General features: G+C 70.5%; 2 protein-coding genes. Both read right to left on the bottom strand.

All coding sequences use genetic code 11. From position 1 onward, the window contains the following. The coding region (locus Q8R73_RS21345; RefSeq protein ID WP_305721529.1) for an HAD-IIIA family hydrolase at positions 1-216 on the bottom strand (216 nt) is incomplete at its 3' end. Beyond that, a partial coding sequence (gene waaF, locus Q8R73_RS21340; protein WP_305721528.1) for a lipopolysaccharide heptosyltransferase II occupies positions 213-1058 on the bottom strand: 846 nt, incomplete at its 5' end. The genes waaF and Q8R73_RS21345, both read right to left, overlap by 4 nt.

Genomic DNA, 1058 nt, shown 5'->3' with positions numbered 1-1058 from the left:
AAAACCACGCGCCACGCCGGATTGGTTGGTGAAGAAGAACACAAAATAGCCGGCCTCGTTCAGCCGGCGGATCGCCTTCGCCGCATTCGGCATCCAGCGAATCCGCTCCCGCGTGCCCATATAGCCGTCGTCGTGATTGATCACGCCGTCGCGGTCGAGGAATGCGGCGGGCCTCGGCGCGGGACCGGCAGGATCGATGCTATCGATGCTGCTCATGGCCGCGCCCCGGCCAGCAGGCGCTCGGCAATCCCCGCCACGTCGGACGCCGGAATATCGCGCATGCAGCGGTGCTCGTTCATGGTGCAGATCGGCCGATGGCAGGGCTGGCAGGGCACCACGGTCGCGGTCTGCACGGTCGCGGCAAGCCCGTTCAGCGGCGCCCAGTGATAGGGGCTGGTGGGGCCGAAAATCCCCATGGTCGGCGTCCCGATCGCGGCTGCAATGTGCATCAGCCCGGAATCGTTCGAGATCGCGACGCTGGCCGCCGCCATCGCCAGGATGCCGTTGCGCAGATCTGACCCGGTGAGGTCGCGGACAGCAGGCCCGCCGGCGGCCACGATCTCCGCCGCCAGCGCCTTTTCGCCGGGGCCGCCGACCACCCAGACATCAAAACCGCGTTCGGCCAACAGCCGCGCGGCTTGCGGATAGGAGGTCCAGCGCTTGGAGGCGCCGACCGAGCCCGGCGCCAGTGCAACGGCCGGGCCGCTGCCGAGCCCATTGGCCTGCCGCCAGCGGCTGGCCTCCTCGGCCGGAACCCTGAGCTGCGGCACCGGCCATTCCGCAGGCAGCGGCGCGCCGTCGGGCAGCGCCAGCGCCGCGTTTTTGTCGATGAAGCGGGGCAGGGCCTTCTCGCCCCAGCGCCATCGGTTGATCAGCCCGAACCGCGCTTCGCCCACAAATCCCACCCGTTCCGGGATGCCGGCCAGCGCGGGCGCGATCGCCGACTTCCAGGTGCGCGGCAGCACCAGCGCGGTGCCGTAGCCCCGGGCCCGCAGCTGCTGCGCCAGGCCCCATTGCTTGGCCACCGCAAGCCGGCTGCGCGGCAGGTCCCAGACGAT

It is taken from the genome of Bradyrhizobium sp., assembly GCF_030697065.1.
Lineage (GTDB): Bacteria > Pseudomonadota > Alphaproteobacteria > Rhizobiales > Xanthobacteraceae > Bradyrhizobium.
This window is presented reverse-complemented; position numbering and strand designations above follow the sequence as displayed.